An 18973-nucleotide genomic window follows, 5' to 3' on the forward strand; every position below is an offset into this window, starting at 1 on the left:
GGCGCCTATAGCGCGTCACGCCCGCGCCCGCGAATCGCTTGATTGCTTGCTGGGGACAGTTGCAATGATCCTCTCCACATCAGGCACTTGCCGTCATGGCCAAAACGCGCAACGCAGCAGCATCACGACAAGGACATGCCAGTCACATGATGCTCCGTTTTGCCGCCGCAACCGCGCTCGCCTTCCTGCCCATCCAGTCTACGATCGCCGCGCCCGCCGAAGGGCCGCAGCGGCTGCTGCAGGGCTCCGACCTTTTCTCGCTCGAAGTCGCCGCCGATCCGCAGATCCGCCCCGATGGCGCGGTGATCGCCTATGTCCGCCGCTCGAATGATGTGATGACGGACAAGGCGCGCGCGACGATTTGGCTGGTCGATACCCGCACCGGCGTCCAGACACCGCTGATTGCCGGCCCCGGATCGCACAGCCAGCCGCGCTGGTCGCCCGATGGCAAGCGGCTCGCTTATGTCTCCACCGCCGATGGCGGCGCGCCCCAGCTTTTCGTGCGCTGGATGGATAGTGGCGCCACCGCGCGCGTTACGGGCCTGCCCGACAGCCCGAGCTCGATCGCATGGTCGCCCGACGGCGCACGGATCGCTTATGTGATGACGGTGCCGGACGAAGGCATGAAGCTGGGAACCGCCCCCGCCAAGCCGGAGGGCGCGAAATGGGCGCCCCCGCTCGAAGTGATCTCCTCGGTCGTCTATCGCGCTGATGGCGCCGGCTATCTGAAGCCCGGCTACGATCATCTCTTCGTCGTTTCCGCGGATGGCAGCGCACCGCGCCAGCTCACCTTCGGCCGGTTCAACGATAATGGGCCGATCTCCTGGACGCCCGACGGCCGCTCCATCCTGTTCAGCGCGGATCGCAACAAGAATTGGGAGCGGGAGCCGGCGAACAGCGAAATCTATTCCGTCGACGTCGCCAGCGGCGCACTGACGGCGCTGACCAATCGTCTCGGCCCCGATGCTGCCCCCGCGGTTTCGCCCGATGGCAAGCGCGTCGCCTATCTCGGCTTCGACGACAAATATCGCGGTTACGAGAATGCGATGCTCTACGTGATGGACCGCAATGGCGGGAATGCCCGCGCCATCACTACCGGCCTCGATCGCAGCGTGGACGACGCGCAATGGGCCGCCGACGGCCGCTCGCTCTACATCCAGTATGACGATCATGGCTCATCGCGCGTCGCCCGCGTCTCGCTTGACGGCAAGATCACCCAGGTCGCCGGCGGCATGGCCGGCACCGGACTCGACCGGCCTTACTCGGGCGGTTCGTTTAGCGTCGCGAAGAATGGCACCGTCGCCTTCACCAGCGGCGATGCGCTGCGTCCCGCCGACGTTTCCGTCGCCAATGGCGGCAAGCCGCGCCGGCTCACCCGCCTCAACGAAGACCTGCTCAGCACCAAGGCGCTCGGCCAGGTGAAGCAGATCCCGGTCAAGGCCGCCGATGGCCGCTCGGTCGACGCATGGCTCGTCACCCCGCCCGATTTCGATCCCGCGAAGAAATATCCGCTGATCCTGGAAATCCATGGCGGCCCGTTCGCGGCCTATGGCCCCTCCTTCGCCACCGATAACCAGCTCTATGCGGCGGCCGGCTATGCCGTGCTCTACGTCAATCCGCGCGGCTCGACCTCCTACGGCGCGGAATTCGCGAATCTCATCCATCACGCCTATCCGGGCGATGATTATGGGGATCTGATGGCGGCCATCGACGCGGCGATCGCCACCGGTTCGATCGATCAAGACAATCTGTTCGTCACGGGCGGTTCCGGCGGCGGCGTGCTGACCGCCTGGATCGTCGGCAAGACCGACCGGTTCAAGGCCGCGGCCACGCAGAAACCGGTGATCGACTGGGCAAGCTTCGTGCTCACCGCCGACAACACTCCTTTCTTCGCCAAATATTGGTTCGGCAAGATGCCGTGGGAGGACCCGCAGGCTTATTGGGCGCGCTCGCCGCTGTCGCTGGTCGGCAAGGTCAAGACGCCCACGCTCGTCGTCGTCGGCAGTGAGGATTACCGGACGCCCGTCAGCGAGTCCGAACAATATTATTCGGCGCTCCAACTCCGCGGCGTTCCAACCGCGCTGGTGAAGGTGCCCGAAGCCTCGCACGGTGGCATCGCCGCGCGGCCGTCCCAATCGGCTGCCAAGGCATCGGCGATCATTGCCTGGTTCGATAAGTATCGGAACGCAGCGAAGTAACTGGCCTCATCCTCTGGGGCGGGTTAGACATTCCCGCCCCGGAGGAGAGTGAGATGACCGACAAGGATCTCCGTGCCCGCGCGATCGCGCTCTACGACAGCTTCACCCACGAACATCATGACCGGCGGGCCTTCCTGGCCGAACTGACCAAGCTCGCCGGCAGCGCCGCCGCCGCCAATGCGCTCGCCGCCGCGATCGCCGCCAACCCCGCCGCTGCCGCCATCGTCGCCACGGACGACAAGCGCCTCAAGACCGGCGAGACGAGCTGGAACACCGCCAACACCCGCAAGATGAGCGGCTATTGGGCAAGCCCCACCGCCGCCAAGAAGCCGCTGCCCGCGGTGATCGTCATCCACGAAAATCGCGGCCTCAACGATCATATCCGTGACGTCACCCGCCGCGTCGCGCTGGAGGGTTTCCACGCCCTTGCACCCGATTTCCTGTCGGTGGCCGGGGGTACGCCCGCCGACGAGGCCAAGGCGCGCGAGATGATCGGCGCGCTCGACCTTGCAATCGCCGTGCAGGACGGCGCGGCGACCGTGCGCATGGTCAAGGCCGACAAGAAGGGCAACGGCAAGGCCGGCGTGATCGGCTTCTGCTGGGGCGGCGCGATGACCAACCGCGTGGCCGTCGCGGCCGGATCGGCGCTCAACGCCGCCGTGCCTTATTATGGCCCCTGCCCTGACCCCGCGGAGGCTGCAAAGGTGAAGGCACCGATGCTGCTGCAGTTCGCCGCCACCGACGATCGCGTCAACAAGACGGCCCAGCCCTGGATCGATGCGCTCAAGGCTGCGAAAGTGCCGGTGCAGGCCTATTTCTACGAAGGCACGCAGCACGCCTTCAACAACGACACCTCGGCCGAACGCTATAACAAGGCGGCGGCGGATCTTGCGTGGGGGCGGACGATCGCATTCCTCAAGGAGAGGCTGGCATGAGCGACCTGACTTTCTACACCAACCCCCAGTCGCGCGGCCGCATCGTCCGCTGGATGCTGGAAGAGGTTGGCGCGACCTACGACACCAAAATCGTCTCCTACGGCCCGGAGATGAAGGGGCCGGATTATCTGGCGATCAACCCGATGGGCAAGGTGCCGACGATACAGCATGGCGACACCGTCGTCACCGAATGCGCGGCGATCTGCGCCTATCTGGCGGACGCCTTTCCCGCCGCCGGCCTCGCCCCCGCTCTCGACAAGCGCGGCGAATATTATCGCTGGCTGTTCTTCGCTGCCGGCCCGATCGAAGCCGCGGTGACCGACAAGACCTTGCAGGCGGTGCCGACACCCGAACAGCGCGGCTTCGTCGGCTATGGCTGTTTCGAGAATGTGATGGCTAATCTGGAGCAGCATCTGGCGAAGAACCGCTATTTCTGTGGCGACACCTTCACCGCCGCCGACATCTACGCCGGATCGCAGATCGCCTTCGGGCTCATGTTCAAGACGTTCGAGGCGCGCCCGGCCTTCACCGATTATGTCGCCCGCATCCATGATCGGCCGGCCTTCAAGCGCGCGAGCGAACTGGACGACGCGGCGATGGCGGCGGCCGCGGCCGGCTAGGCCGGTCGATGAACGACTGTCGGGCTTCAGGAGGTGCCTGACGATTTCCGAACGACGGCAATGTCGGGGGAAATTGCCCCCCTCGTCACCCCGGACTTGTTCCGGGGTCCACCGTTACACACACACTGGCATTGATGATCGAGTGCCGGCGCTGCATCTAGAATCAGGCGACGCTGCCCAGACCTGAACCGTTAGGAATTCGCCCAGCCTGGCGGTGGACCCCGGAACAAGTCCGGGGTGACGAGGGAGAGGGCGTGTCCCTCAATGGCCCCTATGCCGGGCGTGTCCGGACAGTCCGCAATCGGGCTGAAAACTCCTATAGCGGCCCTGCTCCGAATTTATCCAGGCTGCCCAAACCCCAAAAAGAAAAGGCCCGGCGGATCGCTCCACCGGGCCCTTTTCTTGTGCCTTCCGGCCGCGGGATTAGTCGCGGTTGCCCATCAGGTGGAGCAGGAAGGTGAACATGTTCACGAAGTCGAGATAGAGCGTCAGCGCGCCCATGATCACCGACTTGCCGACCATCTCGGTGCCGGCGACGTAGAAATACATGCTCTTGATCTTCTGCGTGTCATAGGCGGTCAGGCCCGCGAAGATCAGCACGCCGAGGAAGCTGATCACCAGCGCCATGCCGCTGGACTGCAGGAAGATGTTGATCACGCTCGCCACCAGCAGGCCGACGACACCCATGATCAGGAAGGTGCCGAACGCCGACAGGTCACGCTTCGTGGTGTAGCCATAGAGGCTCAAACCGGCGAAGGCGGCCGCGGTCGCGAAGAAGGCCTGGGCGATGTCGACCCCGCCATAGACGAGGAAGATGTACGACATCGACACGCCCATCACCGTCGCGAACGCCCAGAACAGGGCCTGCGCGGCGAAAGTGGAAAGGCGGTTGATGCCGAAGCTCAGCACCATCACGAACGCCAGCGGCGCAAGCATGACGAGCCAGCGCAGCGCGCCGCCCGAAAACACCATCTGCGCCATGCCGGAGCGCGCGAACAGATAGGCGACGAGGCCCGTCAGCAGCACGCCTGAAGCCATGTAGTTGTAGACCGAAAGCATATACGAGCGCAGACCCGCGTCGATCGCGGCGTCGCGCGTGCCGGCGGCAGTCGCCCTCGCAGCGGCGGTCGTCCGGGGGTCGGACCAGTTTGCCATCGTGACGAAACTCCATATGTGCGGTCGCAATTCGCGCCGCTCCCCGTCAATATCGGCGGAATGCCGATGCTTTTCAACGGATCGGCCTTGTAACATGATATTGCGGAGAACCCCATGCACCGCTTGTTCGTCGCCCTCCGCCCGCCGCGCATTATGCGGGAAGCGCTGCTGGCGACCATGGGCGGCGTCCCCGGCGCCCGCTGGCAGGATGACGAGCAGCTTCATCTCACGCTGCGTTTCATCGGCGAGGTCGATCGTCACATGGCCGAAGATGTGGCCGCGGCGCTGGGCAGCGTCCACCATCCGCGCTTCGCATTGGCGCTGAACGGCATCGGTCAGTTCGATCGCGCCGGGCGGCTCGACGCGCTGTGGGCCGGCGTCACGCCCCACGATCAGGTGACGGCGCTCCACAACAAGGTCGATCAGGCGCTGTCCCGCATCGGCATCGCGCCAGACACCCGCGCCTTCCTGCCCCACATCACCATCGCCCGCTTCAGCCGCAAGGCGACCCCGATCGATCCGCTGCTGTCCCATTTCGCCGGCCTGGGTGGCGAACCCCAGGAAATGAAGGACTTCTGCCTCTACGAAAGCCACCTCGGCAGCGAGGGCGCGGCCTACGAGATCGTTGCGCGCTATCCGTTGATCTAAAACCGTCATGCTGAACTTGTTTCAGCATCCACCGTGCGGCAGGCGGCATCGCCCAAGAGGAAAAATGGACCCTGAAACAAGTTCAGGGTGACGATGTCAGGGAATCAGCCTTTCAACCGATCCGCCAGCCCCTTCGCGCCGGCAACGACCTCGCTCCAAGTCACGTCGAACCCGGCATCCTCGCCATAATAAGGATCGGCCACCGCCTCGCCTTCGCGCCCCGGCACATGATCAAGCAGCAGCGACAGCTCCGCACTTGCATCGTCCGGCCGCAGCGCCCGGAGATCGGCGAAATTATTGGCGTCGAGCGCGATAATATGTGTGAAGTCCCGGAAATCCTCAGGTTTCACCTGCCGCGCTCGATAGGTCGAAATGTCGATGCCGTTGCGCTGCGCCACCGCCTGCGCGCGCTTGTCAGGCGCGTGGCCCAGGTGCCAGTCGCCGGTGCCCGCCGAATCCACCTTCACGTCTAGCCCGATCCGTTCCGCCTCCGCCCGGAACGCGGCCTCGGCCAGCGGCGAGCGGCAGATATTGCCGAGGCAGACGAACAGCACGGATGGACTGGGGTTGAAGGACACGGCGATCTCCCGATAAGGTACGCGACCTGAACCATGATTCATGTTTCATGAGGATGGACACGGCCTCCCATCCCTGCGAGGCTCTAGAACAAAGCGGCGGGCGACAGAAGCCGCCGTAACAAGAGGATGCGAGGGGAATGGTGCAGACGGACAAGCCCGCCGGCGGGGGCATCTACCGCTGGTATGTCCTGGGCCTGTTCACCGTCGTCTATGCCTTCAACTTCATCGATCGCCAGATCATCACGATCCTCGCGCCGTATCTGAAGGCGGACCTCGGCATCACCGATGCGCAGGTCGGTTTGCTGTTCGGCACCGCTTTCGCCCTCTTCTACGCCTTGTTCGGCATTCCGCTGGCGAAGCTCGCCGATGGTTGGCACCGGGTGCGGACGCTCGCGATCGGGCTCGGCTTCTGGTCGGCGATGACGGCGATTTCAGGGACGGCCTCCAACTTCGCCCAGCTCGCGCTCGCGCGCGTCGGCGTCGGCGTGGGTGAAGCGAGCGCATCGCCGGCCGCGGCCTCGGTGCTGCTCGATTTCTTCCCCAAGGCCAAGCGGGCAACCGCACTCGCCATCTATATGAGCGGCATCTACATCGGCGCGGGCGCCTCGCTGATGATCGGCGGGCATATCGTCGGCTGGTGGGAAGCCGCCTACCCCGTCGATCCGCCCTTCGGTCTCGCCGGCTGGCAGGCCGCCTATTTCGCGGTCGGCATGCCCGGCCTGATCCTGGCATTATTGGTGGTGATGACGGTGCGGGAACCGGTGCGCGGCGCGATCGATGGCCATCCGCATCCCGGTGATCCCCATCCCTTTCGCGCCACCTTCGCCGAAATGGCGACCATGTTTCCGCCCTTCAGCCTGTTGAGCCTGAAGCGCCACAATGCGCCCGGATCGCTGATCGCGGCCAATGCAGTCGCGCTCATCGCCTGCGCCGCTGCCGCTGCGCTGGTGATCGCATCGACCAACCAGCTACTCGATCCCACCAAGCGCGCCTTGATCGCGGACATCGGCGGGATCGCTGTCACCACCAATTTCGTCCAGTGGGTCGCGATCGCCATCGGCGTCTACGCGACATGGAGCTGGATTCAGTCGATCCGCCTGCGCGATCCCGTCGCCGCGCGGTTGCTGCTGAGCACGCCGAGCTTCTATTGCCCGGTCATTGCCGGCGGCCTGGTGAGCTATGGCAGCTACGGCCTCAGCACCTTCATCTTCCTCCACGGCAAGACCTATCTGGGTCTGCAGCCCGAAGACGGCTGGTATCTCGGCGCGATTGCGGCGACCGCGGGAGGCATCGGCACCGGCCTTGGCGGCGTGATCGGGGATTGGGCACGCCTGCGCCATCCGTCGGGACGGCTGTTCGTGGCGATCGCGGCCGCTGCCATCTCCGCCGCGTTCAGCATCGTCCAATACAGTACGTCGAGCGTGTCACTCTTCTACGCCGCCAATTTTTTCGGAATATTGTTCCTTACCCTATGGCTGGGTCCGGTGGCCGCAACCTTGCAGGATCAGGTGCTGCCCCGGATGCGGGGCCTCGCCATGGCGGTGCAGTTTCTTGGCGCCAACCTGATCGGGCTAGGCCTTGGGCCTTACATCACCGGCCTCATCAGCGATGCGACCGGCGATCTCCGCCTCGCCATGCTCTGCGCGCTCGCCCCTGCGCCTGTGGCGGTAGTTCTGTTCCTGATCGGCGCGCGCCTGCTTCCCGCTGCCGAGGCCACGCTGATCGAGCGCGCCCGGGCGGCGGGGGAGCCGGTCTGAACCTTAGTTGGGCGTAACGACACCGCAGGCGATGCGGCCGCCGCTGTTGCCGCTGGGATCGGTCTTATAGTCGTCCGGGGAGGCGTGGACGACCAGCGCGGCGCCATCGGCGTCGAGCAGTGGGTTCGGGCCGCCGGTCAGTTGCGTGCCGCCGATCGTGGCCTCCAGCTTGCCGGTGCCATCGGTGCCGACGATCAGGTTGGGCAGATCGCCCCAGTGCGGGCCGCCCGGCGCATCCTTGCCGTGGACGACATGGCTCGGGTTCCAGTGGGGGCCGGCGCTGGCAAAATCGGGCGCGTCGCAGCGGCCGACGGTGTGGAGGTGCAGGCCATGGCCACCCGGCGTCAGGCCGCGGCCGTCGATCACCAGGCGGACGCCGGTATTGGTCTGCGTAAGAGTCGCGGTGCCCTTCGATGTCCCGTCCGGCGCCGCAAGATTGATCGAGGCCGAATTTACCGCTGGCGCCTCGCTCGCCGAATCGGCCGATCCGCTGGTGGCGCAGGCCGACAGCAGCCCGGCCGCAAGCAGCGGCGACAGGATCGTCAGATGTCGCATCTACATTCTCCCCGTTTTGGTGAAATCAGTCCGGCAACGTAACGCTCGAACATAGCGCCGGTTTCACGCACGGGAAGAAGTGGTTGATTGCGCTGAATGATCCTTAGCGGAAATTCTCTGCATAGGTGCGGATACGCAGCGTCTTGGCGGCGGCCGGCACCACCGAAACGGCAAGCCCTTCCGCATCGGCATAAGCGCGCGCGGCGTCCAGCGACGGGAATACCAGGCTCACCTGCCCGCGGGTGTCGCCCGATCCGGCCCAGCCGGTCAGCGGGTCGGGCCGTTTGGCCTCGGCGGGCTCATATTCCAGCACCCATTCGCCGGCGCGTGCCCGGCCGGACTGCATGGCGTTCTTGCTGCGCTGGTAGATGCGGGCCGCGGGCATTGTCTTAGTCCTCCGGCGCGATCGTGACGCGCAAGCCGTCGAGTGCTTCGGTGAACGGGATCTGGCAGGACAGGCGCGATGTATCGACACGATGGTCGGAACTGTCGAGCAGATCATTCTCATCATCGCCGACCTTGCCGGTCTTTTCGAAGTCGCCGGCGTCGATGATCACATGGCAGGTCGCGCAGGAGCAGCAGCCGCCGCACAGTGCGAGCAGTTCGTCAAAACCATTGTCGCGGATATTTTCCATCACCGACAGGCCGACCTGGCCATCGATGACTTTCTCTTCCCCTTCGCGCGTGACGACAAACAGCTTCGGCATTATGGTTTCTCCCCTCGCTCCGGCGAGCCAGTTTCCGGGCGGCTATGTCTGCCCACACTTACGAAATCAAGGGCGGACGCGACATGGGATTGACTGCCGAGCAGCTCAAGGCAAGCCTCGATGCCCTGGCGGGGGCCGAACCGGCCTTCGCGCGGCGGCTGGAAGCAATCGGTTATCCGGAGCCGCGCCTCCGCGATCGCGGCTATTCCACCTTGCTCAGAACGATCGTCGGCCAGCAGGTGAGCGTCCATGCCGCCAACGCCGTATGGAAGCGGCTCGATGCCGCTTTGGGCTCCGCCGCCGATCCCGCAGCACTTGCCGCCGCGTCGGATGAGGTGCTGCGTGCAGCCGGCCTGTCGCGCCAGAAAAGCGGCTATGCTCGCAGCCTTGCCGGACATGTGACGTCGGGCCAACTCAATCTGGATGCGCTACCTGAGGACGATGAGGAAGCAATCGCCCAGCTTGTCGACATCAAGGGCGTCGGCCGCTGGTCGGCGGAAATCTACCTGCTTTTCGCCGAGGGCCGCCCGGATGTATGGCCCGCCGGTGACCTTGCCGTTCAGATCGAGGTCGGCCGCCTGCTCGGCATGGACGAGCGCCCGTCGGAAAAACTCACGCGCGAAGTCGCGCATGGGTGGAGCCCGCATCGCGGCGCCGCCGCCATCTTCACCTGGCACAGCTATGGCCAGGCAGCTAAGGCGCCGGCGGACAAGGCCCCCGTTTGATTCCTATTTGGGTTTCGCCACGCCCAATTCACGCTCGATCAGTGTCACCGTCTCGTTCCAGGCCTCGCTGCCGGGCGCGATCAGTTCGACATGGCCCTCCCCCGGAACCGTGACGAGCGTCGGCTTGAGCCCGTTGAGCGCCACCTTCCGCGAATAAGCCGCCGAGATGGAGGGCGGCGAAATGCGGTCCTCGCTGGTGCTCACCAATATCTGCTTCGCCGGAAACCGCCCCATGGCGGGTGGCGAAGTATCCCGGAAGCGATCGGTCCGCGTCGGCGTCTTCGGCCCTGACATCACCTTCGCCGATGCGCTGAGGTCGCACGGGCGATCGGGCATATTCTGCTCGGCTTCCAGATCCGGCACGCTACCCAAGCCTATGACGCTGGCGATCGGCAATGGCCGATTGGCGTGAAGCGGGCTGTTGGCCGGAATGCCCGACCGCCCCGCGATCCACAGCCCGAGATGCGCGCCAGCCGAATGACCGACGATGACGACATGATCCGCCTTGAGCCGGAACAGTGGCGCAAGCTGACGCAACAGGTCAGTGGCCGCGCCCACATCCTGATAAGTGCCCGGATAGCCGCCCCCCGGCCGGTCGATCCCGCGATATTCGATGTTCCAGACGGCGATGCCGCGGTTGCGCAAATCCTCCGCCGCCCAGTTCATCAGCGAAAGATCGGCAACATCGGTGCGCCAGCATCCGCCATGCACCATCAGCACCACGGGGAACGGCCCCTGCCCCGCCGGCAGCCAGAGCTCGGCAAATTGCAGCGGCCCCTTGCCATAGGGTAGCCGCGTGGTCGGCTCCGGCCGCGGGCGGCTGGTGAGGTCCGACCATTGCATTGGTGCCGCCCACGTCGCCACGGACAAGGTGGTGACAGCAAGTGCGCCTAACAGGCTCAAACGGTGCGCGATCTTCATCGCACCACCATGACGCAGCTTATCCGCGTGGGGAAGCCGCGATCATGTCCTCGGCCGCGAGCCAGGAGAATACCGCGCATGAGCCGATGGGGTTGCCCCCGCCCGGATAAGTCGTGCCGCTGGCCGCGGCCATGGTGTTGCCCGCGGCATAGAGGCCTGGGATCACCGATCCATCGGCACGCAGCACGCGGGCCTTTCCATCGGTGCGCAACCCGCCCTTGGTGCCGAGGTCGGAGATCGAGAAGGCGGCGGCATGGAACGGACCCTGCCGGATCGGCAGTAGCGGCGATCCCCCGGCCTCGCCCATGAAGAAACGATCATAGGGTTCGCCGCCGCGGTCGAAATCCTCGTCCTTGCCGGCCTCGCAGAACCGGTTGTAGCGCTCGACGGTCGCCGCCAGCCGATCGCCCGGCACGCCGATCTCGGCCGCCAGCGCCTCCAGCGTGGCGCCTTCCTTGCGGATGCCGGCCGCCACGAAGGCGTCCCGCTCGATCAAGGGCACAGTGGGAAATATCACCGGCGGCTCGACGCCCGCCGAACTGTCATAGACCATCCAGAAGGGCCGGGTCAGGCGCCCCTCCGCCTCCGCCGCGACGATCTCGCGACCCAGCCGGTCATAAGCGGCGGACTCATTGGTGAAACGCTCGCCATTGCCGTCGACGAAGATGCCGCCAGTGAAACCCAGCGCAAAGGTCGCACGGCCGTCGGGATGCAAAATGCCCGGCGACCACCAGGCCTCGCCCATCAGATCAATGTCGGCGCCGATCGCCATGCCGGCCTCGATCGGCCGCCCCATATTGCCGGGCGCACCGACGCAGCCCGAAAGCTCACCTGGCACACCGAAACGCTCCCGCATCGCCTCATTGCGCTCGAAGCCCCCGGCAGCGGCCAGCACGCCGCGGCGTGCCTTGATCCGCTGCGCCTTGCCATCCCGCCGCACGATGACGCCGGTGACGGCGCCATCCTCGACGACATACTCCTCGAACGGGGTCGACAGGCGAAGATCGGCCGTCGGCTGCACCTTGAGCGCGAGCAGCAGCCGTCCGATCAGCGCCTGCCCGCCAACCAGTTCGTCCGGCAACGCCTCGCCCAGCCGCTCGACCGGCAATGTCGACCGCAGCACATTGCGAAGCTCGCCGATCTCCTCGGGCGTCAGGTTGAGCGGCATGATGTGCCGCCCGCCCGCGCGGGCCTTGGGCGCCTTCCCGTAATAATCGGGCCAGGGATAGACGGCGAACGCCATGTGCGGATCTCTCTCGAGGAAATCGAGCATCCGCGCGCCATTTTCGAGGAAGGCGTCCTGAACGCCACGCGGCGTTCGATCGCCGACGACGGCGCGATAATATTCGCGCGCATCGTCCAGCGTGTCGTTATCCCCCTCGCGCTTCAGCGCGGCATTGCAGGGCAGCCACATACCGCCGCCCGAATAAGCGGTGGTGCCGCCGAACCGGTCGGTCGCTTCGACCAGCACCACATCCAGCCCCGCCTTGGCCGCGGTGAGCGCGCCGACCAGCGCGCCCCCGCCCGAACCAATGACGAGGACGTCACATTCCTCATCCCAAGCCACTGTCACAGAGATTCCTCAGTAAGTGAATTTCAGGTCCACGCCGAAGCGCTGGGGCATGCCGTAATTGCGGCCCGCGAAGCCGAGCGCGGGGCCGAAATCGATACCGGCCACGACATTGTCATGATCGGTCAGATTGTCCGCCCAGAGCGAAACCTCGGCAGCGCCACCGCCAAGCTGGAGATCCGAAACCGTGATGCGCGCCGCCAGGTTCTTCTGGCCCGGATCGTCGATCGCGTTGTTGAGCGGATTGATGTTGGGCAGATCGCTCGCGTGGAAAAAGCGCTTGCTCGACGTCGAATAATCGAGCCGGAAGGACAATTGCCCCCACTCGAATGCGGGCGCCGAATATTCCACCGCCCAATGCGTCGTCGTCTTCGGCACGTAAGGGAATTTGGCGATGTCGGAGATGTCGATGATCGCCGGCCCCGACGGATCGGGGTTGAGCTGCGGGAAGGAGGTATATTCGGGGTCGATATAGCCGATGCTGCCTTCAAGCTTCAGCCCGTCGACGGGCACCGCCGTCAACTCGACTTCGAAGCCAGGATAATTGGCATTGGCATTTTCAGCGAAGCCCTGGCCCCCGCTGAACTGCGCCACCTGCAGATCCTTGTATTTGGTGTAAAAGGCCGCGGCGTTGATGCGAAGCCTCCGGTCGAGGAACTCCGTCTTGATGCCGGCCTCATAGGTCGTCGCATCTTCGGGCCGAAAGGTCTGCGCACCCCCGCGGGCGTTGAAACCACCGGACCGATAACCCGTGCCGATCCGGGCATAGGTCATGATGTCATCGGTCCACTGATAGTCGATCACGGCGTTGTAGGACGTGTTGTTGAACGAGTCCTTCTTGCTCGTCAGCGTGGCGGGAGCGCCCGGCGCCGCCTGGTTGATCACGTCGATCGACTTCTTGTCCTTGGTCTGGCGGATGCCGAAGGTGAGATCCAGCTTCTCGTCCAGGATCGACGGCGTCCAGGTCGCCTGGCCGAACGCGGCATAGGATTCCGCGTCGCCGCTATAATCCAGGATCGGGTTCAGGTTGAGCGCGAGCGTCCCACCCGTCCCCGGCAGGATGAAGGTGAAGAAGTTCGGATTGAATTCCGAATACTCCTCTTTGAAGTAATACAGGCCGACGACATATTTCAGATGATCGGTATTGCCGAGGATCTGGAACTCTTCCGAAACCTGGTCCTGCTTCACCTTCTGTGGCGCCGAGAAAGGCGTCACCCGCTGAATCTCGACCGTGAAAGGATCGAAATTGGTAACGACCGGACCCAACAGATTGGGCTCGGCATAGCGCGTTGGCTGCGATGAATCGAACTTGCGATAGGACGCGATATTCTTCAGCGAGACGGTGTCGCTGATGGCATATTCCAACGTCAGCGCCGTGCCCCAGATCTTCGATACTTGGCCCGGCGTCCGTTCCTGATTGATCTTCTTGAGCCGGCGATCGCCGACGACGCTCAGCGTATCGCCGCCCAGGCCCGGGGACTGGCCGTAATAGGTTGCCGCTTCGTCCGTCACGGCCGCGATCTGGAAGCCCAGCGGCACGCCGCGGCGGTCATTATAATCGAAGGTCAGCGCGGCTTTGAAATCACCCCATTCGCCGGCAACCTTCGCGTAGAAGGCATCCGCGTTCAGCGCGCCCGGATCCTTGCTGTCCTTGGGTTCGGCGATATTGTCGACGAAGCCTTCGCGCTGGCGGTGGAGATAGACCATATTGGCCTTGAGGCCGCTATTGCCGAGTTCGCCCGTGTCGAACGACACGCGGCCATACCATTCATTATAACTGGCAAAGCCGCCCTTCACCTGGACGCGCATCTCGTCGAGCGGCTGGCGCGTGACGAGGCTGATCGCGCCGCCCGTGGTGTTGCGCCCGAATAGCGTGCCCTGCGGGCCGCGCAGCACTTCGACGCGCTCCAGATCGACGAGGTCGAAATTGCCGGCGGCACCGACGCGGCCATTATAGACACCGTCCAGATAGATGCCGATCGGCGTATCCAGCGAAAGCAGCGGGTCCTGATTGCCGATACCGCGGATGAAGGCGGCGACGCCTGCGACCGTGCCCGACCCTTGCGACAGCGAGACGTTTGGCGTGAGCTGCGCGACGCGGGTCACATCCTGGATATTGAGTCGCTCGATCGTCAATTGCGACAGGGCCGAAACCGAAACGGGCGTTTCCTGGAGGTTTTCCTCCTGTCGCCGCGCCGTAACGACGATTTCCTCAAGGCCGCCGCTGTTCGCCGCCTGCGGGGCGGGTTGGTTCGCCTCCTGCGCAAAGGCCGGGGCCGCACTGGCGATCAGGCTGATGCCGGCCAACAGCCGGCCATGAAGGCACGTCCTCATTCCTCTTCCTCCCCACAAGTCTATTTTGCTTGCTATTGGCAGGAGGAGACGCCTTTTGCGTCCTCTGTTCAAGACACGAATCCGCAATTGCTCATTTTGATAACTGATGGACCTTGCGATGCGCAAAGCGATGTCCGCTTATCGCTTTATGTCCATCTCGCTATATTTTGCCCGCAATTCCGCCAGCGCCGCCGGGGTATCGGCGTCGATCAATGCCCCTTCATCCTCGCATTCAACTTGAATGACAGACGCCGCGGCCGCCTCGATCAGCGCCTTACCGCCGACATCTCCTTGAAGTATCAACAATTGTTCAAAATAGGGCCGCGTCCACAATACCGGATTGCCCCGCCGGCCGTTGCGGCACGGGACGACGATGGCGCCCGACACGGCTCGATCCGCAAGCTTCCGCAGCAACGCGGCCCGGATCATCGGCATGTCGCCCAGGCAGATGATCACTCCATCCCATTCGGCGGGCGTCGCCAGCACCCCGGCCGCCAGCGATCGCGACAGGCCGGAGGCGTGATCGGTAGCGTGGACGAAGCGCGCCTCCCGATCGGCGAGCACCGCCTCGACCGCCGGCGCATCATAGCCGGTCACAACGATCGGTACGGGCAGTCCCGCGGCGGCAATCGCGTCCACCACATGCGCCACCACCGGCTTGCCGCCCAGATCGGCGGTCAGCTTGTTGCTGCCCATCCGCGTCGACCGCCCCGCTGCAAGGACGATCGCGCCGATGATCATGACGCCGCCGATTTGCGCAATTGCTCGGTCGCCTGGGCAAGGATCGAAACGGCGATCTCGGGCGGATTGGCCGCGCCGATCGAAAGCCCCGCCGGCCCATGGATACGCGCGAGATCGAACGCCTCGAACCCCATATTGCCGAGCCTTTCGATCCGCGCCGCATGGGTGCGGCGCGATCCGAGCGCGGCGATATAGAAAGCCGGCGACCGCAGCGCCGCGGCGAGCGCGGGATCGTCGATCTTCGGATCATGAGACAGCGTCACCACCGCCGTCGCTGCATCCGGCCGCCAGTCTGCAAAGGCCTCGTCCGACCAGCGCTCGTCCACGGCGATCCCGTCCAGCGCGAAGGAGGCGGCAAAGGCGCCGCGCGGATCGACGACGAGCGGCGCATAGCCCAGCGTCCGCGCCATCGGCACCAGGCTGCGCGCGACATGCACCGCGCCGACGATCATCATCCTGAGCGGCGGGGGATAGCTCGACTGGAAGGCATCGGCCGGTCCCTCGCCTTCCGCGCTCCGCCCGGATTCGAGATCGGTCGCGACCTGCACGGTCCGACCGGCAGCGCGCTCCTCGCGGATGCGGCCGATCAGCGACGGCGGATAATGATCCGCATCGACAGGCTGGACGAAAACGGAGATTCGCCCGCCACAGGCCAGCCCGACCTGCCACGCGGCCTCGTCCGCCACGCCATAATCGATTCGCTTGCTGCCACCCGCCTTCAGCAGTTCCTGCGCGGTGACGATCACATCGCCCTCCACGCAGCCGCCGCTCACCGATCCGGCGAAATGCCCGTCATCGCGGATGATCGCGTGCGATCCGCGCCGGCGCGGCGCCGATCCCCAGGTTTCGATGACGGTGGCGATGGCGACGCGATGACCGCCGTCCAGCCAGTCCTGCGCCGTTGCCAGCAATTGATCGAGATCGTCGCCTGTCTTGTTCATGGCCGTGGCCTAGCGGAGGCCATGCCCCCGGCTCAAGCCTTGATGAAGAGGCGGAGCAGCCACGCGACCGCCCCAATCGCCGCAACGCTGATCGCCCAGATCGCGACGAACCAGCCGATGCGGCGTGCCCACAAGCTTAGTGGCCGATCAGTGGTCGCCATGCGCGTGATAGCCTTCATCCCCCACCTTGCCGCGGAACACCCAATAGGCCCAGCCGGTATAGGCCAGGATCAGCGGGATCAACACGCCGGCGCCGATCAGCATGAATAGCTGGCTCGAATGCGGGGCGGCCGCCTCCCAGATCGTCACGCGGCCCGGGATCACATCCGGCCAGATCGAGATAGCTAGGCCCGCGAAGGACAGGCCAAAAATCGCTAGCGTCCAGACAAAGGGTCGCCAGTCCGGCGCGCGAGGGATGCCCCGCCACAACAGGAAGGCAGCGACGGCCACCAGCAGCGGCATCGGCACCGTCACTAGCAGGCCCGGCCAGACGAACCAGCGCTGCCAATATTGCCCCTCCAGGAACGGAGTTGCCAAGCTGACGGCGGCAAGTGCCACCAGCAGCGCAGGCAACAGCAACCGAGCAAAACGCCGCGCATCCGCCTGCAGCGGTCCCTCAGTCTTCCAGATCAGCCATGTCGCGCCGAGCAGCGCATAGCCGATGACGAGGCTGACCCCCGTCAGCAGGCTGAACCAACTCGCCCATTCCCACCAGCCGCCGGCATAAGCGCGGCCGGAGACCGTGATGCCCTGCAGCAGCGCGCCCAGCGTTATCCCTTGCGCAAAGGTCGCGACCAGCGATCCGCCGAAGAAGGCGAAATCCCAGAAACGGCGATGCCCCGGATCGCGCCAGCGAAACTCGAAGGCGACACCGCGGAACACCAAAGCCAGCAGCATCGCGATCAGCGGCGCATAGAGCGCGGGCAGCACGATCGCATAAGCCAGCGGGAACGCGGCGAGCAGGCCGCCGCCGCCCATCACCAGCCAGGTTTCATTGCCGTCCCACACCGGCGCGATCGCATTCATCGCCGCGTCGCGCTCGCGCCCGACCCTGAACTTCGGGAACAGGATGCCGATGCCGAGATCGAACCCGTCCATCAGCACATAGGCCGCGACCGCGATGGCGATGATGCCGGCCCAGATGACGGTCAGGTCCATCACTCGCCCTCCTGCACGGCGGGCGCCGGCGTAATCCCGGCGCTGCGGATCGGCGCACGATCGGGTGCGCTTTCATGGCTGTGCGGCGCTTTCCCGGCGAGCTTGAGGATATAGATGGTCCCCGCCGCAAAGACGCTGAAATAGACGATCACGAACGCGACCAGCGACGCACCCACCGCGGGCGACGCCAGCGGTGACACCGAGTCCGCCGTCCGCAGCAATCCATGGATCACCCAGGGCTGGCGGCCGACCTCGGTCGTCACCCAGCCGGCGATCACCGCGACGAAGCCCGACGGCCCCAGCACCAGCGCCAGCCGATGCAGCCAGCGCCACTCGTGGAGCTTGCCCATCGCCCGCGCCAACAGGCTCCACAGCCCGAGCGTCAGCATCAGCAAGCCGATGCCGACCATGATCCGGAACGACCAGAAGACAATGCCGACGGGCGGCCGATCTTCCTTCGCCACCGTATCCAGCCCGGCCAGAGGCGCGTTCAGGTCATGCTTCAGGATCAGCGAAGAGAGCTTGGGCACCTCGATCGCGGCATGGACCGTCTCGGCCTCGCTATCAGGAATGCCGAACAGGATCAGCGGCGCGCCATCGGGGTGGCTCCGATAATGGCCCTCCATCGCCATCACCTTCACCGGCTGGTGCTCGAGCGTGTTGAGGCCATGAAGGTCGCCAACGAAGATCTGGACGGGCGCCACCAGCGCCGCCATCCACATCGCCATCGAGAACATGGTCTTAACCTGTGGGCTGCGATTGCCCTTCAGCAGATGCCATGCCCCCACCCCGCCGACCGCCAGCGCCGTCGTAAGGTAAGCGGCGATCACCGTATGGACCAGGCGATAGGGAAAGCTGGGGTTGAAGATGATGTCCGCCCATCCGGCCGCCGGCACGAACTGCCCGACATCGTTGACCGCATAGCCCACGGGCGTCTGCATCCAGCTATTCACCGACAGGATCCAGAAGGCGGAGATGAAGGTGCCCACCGCCACTGCGAGCGTCGCGGTGAAGTGCAGGCCTTTACCCACCTTGTTCATGCCGAACAGCATCACGCCCAGGAAACCCGCCTCCAGGAAGAAAGCGGTCAGCACCTCATAGGCCATCAGCGGACCGATGATCGGACCGGCCTTGTCCGAAAAGACCGACCAGTTGGTGCCGAACTGGTAGGACATGACGATCCCGGAAACGACACCCATCGCAAAGGCGATCGCGAAGATCTTCAGCCAGTAGCGGAAGAGATCGAGATAATGGTCCTTGCCCGTCTTCAGCCACAACCCTTCGAGCACGGCGAGATAGCTCGCGAGGCCAATCGAGAAGGCCGGAAAGATGAAATGGAAGGAGACCGTGAACGCGAACTGCGCTCGCGCCAGGATCAATGCGGTTTCGCTATCGGCCATGACGGAAAGGCCTTCTAGCTCAAGCCCCTC

General features: G+C 64.9%; 19 protein-coding genes. 6 read left to right on the forward strand and 13 right to left on the reverse strand.

The genetic code is table 11. From position 1 onward, the window contains the following. The first annotated feature begins 146 nt into the window (after nucleotides 1-146). From ACFB49_RS08215 to ACFB49_RS08225, 3 genes are read left to right on the forward strand one after another with little or no spacing between them, the layout of a single operon-like run. The gene (locus tag ACFB49_RS08215) at nucleotides 147-2198 is read left to right on the forward strand and encodes a S9 family peptidase (RefSeq protein WP_380878278.1); all 2052 of its coding nucleotides are present in this window, start codon (nucleotides 147-149) and stop codon (nucleotides 2196-2198) included. A gap of 53 nt (nucleotides 2199-2251) precedes the next feature. Next, nucleotides 2252-3133, forward strand: a complete 882-nt coding sequence (locus tag ACFB49_RS08220; protein ID WP_380878281.1) for a dienelactone hydrolase family protein — start codon at nucleotides 2252-2254, stop codon at nucleotides 3131-3133. After that, a complete protein-coding gene (locus tag ACFB49_RS08225; protein WP_380878284.1) occupies nucleotides 3130-3753 on the forward strand; it encodes a glutathione S-transferase family protein in 624 nt (207 codons plus the stop codon). Before ACFB49_RS08220 ends, ACFB49_RS08225 begins: the two co-directional genes overlap by 4 nt. A 423-nt stretch (nucleotides 3754-4176) precedes the next feature. On the opposite strand, the gene ACFB49_RS08230 is transcribed toward ACFB49_RS08225, so the two are convergent. Continuing rightward, a complete protein-coding gene (locus tag ACFB49_RS08230; RefSeq protein ID WP_380878286.1) occupies nucleotides 4177-4908 on the reverse strand; it encodes a Bax inhibitor-1 family protein in 732 nt (243 codons plus the stop codon). A 114-nt stretch (nucleotides 4909-5022) separates the two neighbouring features. Between ACFB49_RS08230 and thpR the strand changes: the two genes are divergently transcribed. Beyond that, entirely contained in the window at nucleotides 5023-5556 is a 534-nt protein-coding gene (gene thpR / locus ACFB49_RS08235) for an RNA 2',3'-cyclic phosphodiesterase (protein ID WP_380878289.1), read from the forward strand. A gap of 104 nt (nucleotides 5557-5660) precedes the next feature. On the opposite strand, the gene ACFB49_RS08240 is transcribed toward thpR, so the two are convergent. Further along, a complete protein-coding gene (locus ACFB49_RS08240) occupies nucleotides 5661-6176 on the reverse strand; it encodes a low molecular weight protein-tyrosine-phosphatase (protein ID WP_380878291.1) in 516 nt (171 codons plus the stop codon). Nucleotides 6177-6271: 95 nt separating this feature from the next. On the opposite strand from ACFB49_RS08240, the gene ACFB49_RS08245 reads away from it, so the two are divergent. After that, the gene (locus tag ACFB49_RS08245) at nucleotides 6272-7891 is read left to right on the forward strand and encodes an MFS transporter (protein ID WP_380878293.1); all 1620 of its coding nucleotides are present in this window, start codon (nucleotides 6272-6274) and stop codon (nucleotides 7889-7891) included. 3 nt (nucleotides 7892-7894) lie between these two features. Here ACFB49_RS08245 and ACFB49_RS08250 read toward each other — a convergent pair whose 3' ends face one another. From ACFB49_RS08250 to ACFB49_RS08260, 3 genes are all read right to left on the reverse strand, one after another. Further along, nucleotides 7895-8446 carry a superoxide dismutase family protein gene (locus ACFB49_RS08250; RefSeq protein WP_380878296.1) on the reverse strand — a complete coding sequence of 184 codons (552 nt, stop codon included), beginning with the start codon at nucleotides 8444-8446 and terminating at the stop codon, nucleotides 7895-7897. Nucleotides 8447-8549: 103 nt separating this feature from the next. After that, complete coding sequence (locus ACFB49_RS08255) at nucleotides 8550-8831, reverse strand: ETC complex I subunit (protein ID WP_380878298.1); 282 nt, start codon at nucleotides 8829-8831, stop codon at nucleotides 8550-8552. 4 nt (nucleotides 8832-8835) lie between these two features. Beyond that, the gene (locus tag ACFB49_RS08260) at nucleotides 8836-9153 is read right to left on the reverse strand and encodes a 2Fe-2S iron-sulfur cluster-binding protein (protein WP_380878301.1); all 318 of its coding nucleotides are present in this window, start codon (nucleotides 9151-9153) and stop codon (nucleotides 8836-8838) included. Between the two features lie 83 nt (nucleotides 9154-9236). On the opposite strand from ACFB49_RS08260, the gene ACFB49_RS08265 reads away from it, so the two are divergent. Beyond that, entirely contained in the window at nucleotides 9237-9878 is a 642-nt protein-coding gene (locus ACFB49_RS08265; protein ID WP_380878303.1) for a DNA-3-methyladenine glycosylase family protein, read from the forward strand. A gap of 3 nt (nucleotides 9879-9881) precedes the next feature. Here the strand turns inward: ACFB49_RS08265 and ACFB49_RS08270 are convergent, their stop codons facing one another. The 8 genes from ACFB49_RS08270 to ACFB49_RS08305 all read right to left on the reverse strand — a co-directional run bounded on the left by ACFB49_RS08270 (nucleotide 9882) and on the right by ACFB49_RS08305 (nucleotide 18943). Continuing rightward, nucleotides 9882-10799 carry an alpha/beta hydrolase family protein gene (locus ACFB49_RS08270; protein WP_380878306.1) on the reverse strand — a complete coding sequence of 306 codons (918 nt, stop codon included), beginning with the start codon at nucleotides 10797-10799 and terminating at the stop codon, nucleotides 9882-9884. 19 nt (nucleotides 10800-10818) lie between these two features. Next, a complete protein-coding gene (locus ACFB49_RS08275; RefSeq protein ID WP_380878308.1) occupies nucleotides 10819-12372 on the reverse strand; it encodes an FAD-binding protein in 1554 nt (517 codons plus the stop codon). Nucleotides 12373-12381: 9 nt separating this feature from the next. Beyond that, entirely contained in the window at nucleotides 12382-14703 is a 2322-nt protein-coding gene (locus ACFB49_RS08280) for a TonB-dependent receptor (protein WP_380878311.1), read from the reverse strand. Nucleotides 14704-14841: 138 nt separating this feature from the next. Continuing rightward, entirely contained in the window at nucleotides 14842-15444 is a 603-nt protein-coding gene (locus ACFB49_RS08285; RefSeq protein WP_380878314.1) for an NTP transferase domain-containing protein, read from the reverse strand. Beyond that, a complete protein-coding gene (locus ACFB49_RS08290) occupies nucleotides 15441-16385 on the reverse strand; it encodes an XdhC family protein (RefSeq protein WP_380878316.1) in 945 nt (314 codons plus the stop codon). The genes ACFB49_RS08285 and ACFB49_RS08290 overlap by 4 nt, the downstream gene beginning before the upstream one ends. A gap of 32 nt (nucleotides 16386-16417) precedes the next feature. Further along, entirely contained in the window at nucleotides 16418-16546 is a 129-nt protein-coding gene (locus ACFB49_RS08295; protein WP_380878319.1) for a DUF2474 domain-containing protein, read from the reverse strand. Further along, the gene (cydB, locus tag ACFB49_RS08300; RefSeq protein WP_380878322.1) at nucleotides 16533-17543 is read right to left on the reverse strand and encodes a cytochrome d ubiquinol oxidase subunit II; all 1011 of its coding nucleotides are present in this window, start codon (nucleotides 17541-17543) and stop codon (nucleotides 16533-16535) included. The genes ACFB49_RS08295 and cydB overlap by 14 nt, the downstream gene beginning before the upstream one ends. Further along, nucleotides 17543-18943 carry a cytochrome ubiquinol oxidase subunit I gene (locus tag ACFB49_RS08305; RefSeq protein ID WP_380878324.1) on the reverse strand — a complete coding sequence of 467 codons (1401 nt, stop codon included), beginning with the start codon at nucleotides 18941-18943 and terminating at the stop codon, nucleotides 17543-17545. Before ACFB49_RS08305 ends, cydB begins: the two co-directional genes overlap by 1 nt. Nucleotides 18944-18973: the final 30 nt, after the last annotated feature.

The organism is Sphingomonas sp. DBB INV C78, from assembly GCF_042693015.1.
Lineage (GTDB): Bacteria > Pseudomonadota > Alphaproteobacteria > Sphingomonadales > Sphingomonadaceae > Sphingomonas_E.

Bases quoted from the DNA above. Each gene is read 5' to 3' on its own strand.
- ACFB49_RS08215 (WP_380878278.1), top strand. From the start codon at position 147: ATGATGCTCCGTTTTGCCGCCGCAACCGCGCTCGCCTTCCTGCCCATC.
- ACFB49_RS08220 (WP_380878281.1), top strand. From the start codon at position 2,252: ATGACCGACAAGGATCTCCGTGCCCGCGCGATCGCGCTCTACGACAGC.
- ACFB49_RS08225 (WP_380878284.1), top strand. From the start codon at position 3,130: ATGAGCGACCTGACTTTCTACACCAACCCCCAGTCGCGCGGCCGCATC.
- ACFB49_RS08230 (WP_380878286.1), bottom strand. From the start codon at position 4,908: ATGGCAAACTGGTCCGACCCCCGGACGACCGCCGCTGCGAGGGCGACT.
- thpR (WP_380878289.1), top strand. From the start codon at position 5,023: ATGCACCGCTTGTTCGTCGCCCTCCGCCCGCCGCGCATTATGCGGGAA.
- ACFB49_RS08240 (WP_380878291.1), bottom strand. From the start codon at position 6,176: ATGAATCATGGTTCAGGTCGCGTACCTTATCGGGAGATCGCCGTGTCC.
- ACFB49_RS08245 (WP_380878293.1), top strand. From the start codon at position 6,272: ATGGTGCAGACGGACAAGCCCGCCGGCGGGGGCATCTACCGCTGGTAT.
- ACFB49_RS08250 (WP_380878296.1), bottom strand. From the start codon at position 8,446: ATGCGACATCTGACGATCCTGTCGCCGCTGCTTGCGGCCGGGCTGCTG.
- ACFB49_RS08255 (WP_380878298.1), bottom strand. From the start codon at position 8,831: ATGCCCGCGGCCCGCATCTACCAGCGCAGCAAGAACGCCATGCAGTCC.
- ACFB49_RS08260 (WP_380878301.1), bottom strand. From the start codon at position 9,153: ATGCCGAAGCTGTTTGTCGTCACGCGCGAAGGGGAAGAGAAAGTCATC.
- ACFB49_RS08265 (WP_380878303.1), top strand. From the start codon at position 9,237: ATGGGATTGACTGCCGAGCAGCTCAAGGCAAGCCTCGATGCCCTGGCG.
- ACFB49_RS08270 (WP_380878306.1), bottom strand. From the start codon at position 10,799: ATGAAGATCGCGCACCGTTTGAGCCTGTTAGGCGCACTTGCTGTCACC.
- ACFB49_RS08280 (WP_380878311.1), bottom strand. From the start codon at position 14,703: ATGAGGACGTGCCTTCATGGCCGGCTGTTGGCCGGCATCAGCCTGATC.
- ACFB49_RS08285 (WP_380878314.1), bottom strand. From the start codon at position 15,444: ATGATCATCGGCGCGATCGTCCTTGCAGCGGGGCGGTCGACGCGGATG.
- ACFB49_RS08290 (WP_380878316.1), bottom strand. From the start codon at position 16,385: ATGAACAAGACAGGCGACGATCTCGATCAATTGCTGGCAACGGCGCAG.
- ACFB49_RS08295 (WP_380878319.1), bottom strand. From the start codon at position 16,546: ATGGCGACCACTGATCGGCCACTAAGCTTGTGGGCACGCCGCATCGGC.
- cydB (WP_380878322.1), bottom strand. From the start codon at position 17,543: ATGGACCTGACCGTCATCTGGGCCGGCATCATCGCCATCGCGGTCGCG.
- ACFB49_RS08305 (WP_380878324.1), bottom strand. From the start codon at position 18,943: ATGGCCGATAGCGAAACCGCATTGATCCTGGCGCGAGCGCAGTTCGCG.